Below are 1189 nucleotides of genomic sequence, written 5' to 3'. Positions count from 1 at the left end.
GATCGGCACTTGGAATCCGCTTACAGTCCTATTAAAAATGATTTCGGGTATACTATTCGTACAATGCATGTTGTGCGTCTTTTCGACAACTTATGACATCATTTTACATAAGAAGATATTGCCATTTTAACATATTCTAGTGTGAGTGAACATGCCGATTAGGAAGAAATACCTATAGGATGTCCTTCAAATGTTCGCCTACGTAATCCGATGCGGTCTTTTTGAGCTGATTCACCGTGTGCAGGTATCTTTGCGTCGTATTCATATGGGAATGCCCCAGCATCTCCTGTACTTGCTGCAAGCTGGCCCCGCTCAATAGTGCCAGCGTCGCATTCGTATGCCTTAACCAGTGAGGCGTCACTTTCTTGGTCAGCTCGCTGGCGTCCCGGGCGTTGCCGATGATCTTCTCCACCCATCTGGCTGAGATCGGGAATACTCGATGCCCTTCCTCCATGATGTCCTTCGGGCAGGAAGACCTATATTGGCCTAGAATATCCCAGAGTACACTTGGGACTTTGATCTCGCGAATCTTGTCCCCTTTCCCCTTTTTGACGGTCAGCCACACGGACGATTCCAACGGATCCGTATGGAAATCCTCCCATTTCATGGCGACAAGCTCGGATACCCTCAGACCAAGCATGGCAAGCGATAAACCCAGCGCGTAGTTCCGAATTCCTTGCTTTTTTAGCTGCCGAAACAGGATGGACAGCTCTCGTTTAGTCAAATAATGCTGGGCGCTTGTAATTTGAACCTTTGGATTTTTAGTGTTTGCCGTAGGGTTGTCTTTCATCATTCCGATCTGGGGGTGACAGCACCATCGGAACAAAGAACGCAGCGCGGACAGGATGCCTGCGACCGTAGCGGGTTCGTAAGGCCGGCCTGTTTCCGCATTGATTTCCTTCATTAATCGCAGCTTGAAGGCTTCGATTTCCCTCCAGGTCACGTCGCGAAGCGGAGCGTACGAAGTATAGGCTCTGAACATCTCAATCGCTTTTTTATAGTTTCTATGAGTAAAACGCGAGCTGCTGCAAGTTTCTAAAAAAATGGCAATCAGTTGCTCATCGGTAAGCTCTTCGGCGTTTCTTCTCTTCGTTAAAAGCGATAAATGCGGATCTTGGCCCGGTATCGTAATCATGCTCGGGTTTCCACCAACTTCCATTTTTGCTTCGCACAACATGCATTGTACGAA

The 1189-nt window shown here is 47.9% G+C and carries 1 protein-coding gene; it reads right to left on the bottom strand.

Annotated elements, in window-relative coordinates:
• Positions 1 to 172 precede the first annotated feature (172 nt).
• Positions 173 to 1135, bottom strand: coding sequence for a tyrosine-type recombinase/integrase (locus VE23_RS25360; RefSeq protein WP_049869902.1), 963 nt, complete (start codon positions 1133 to 1135; stop codon positions 173 to 175).
• Between the last annotated feature and the right edge of the window lie 54 nt (positions 1136 to 1189).

Origin of the sequence: Paenibacillus sp. D9 (assembly GCF_001188365.1) — a bacterium.
GTDB lineage: Bacteria > Bacillota > Bacilli > Paenibacillales > Paenibacillaceae > Paenibacillus_O > Paenibacillus_O humicus.
This window is presented reverse-complemented; position numbering and strand designations above follow the sequence as displayed.

Coding starts and splice junctions, on each gene's coding strand:
- VE23_RS25360 (WP_049869902.1), bottom strand. CDS start 1,135: ATGATTACGATACCGGGCCAAGATCCGCATTTATCGCTTTTAACGAAG.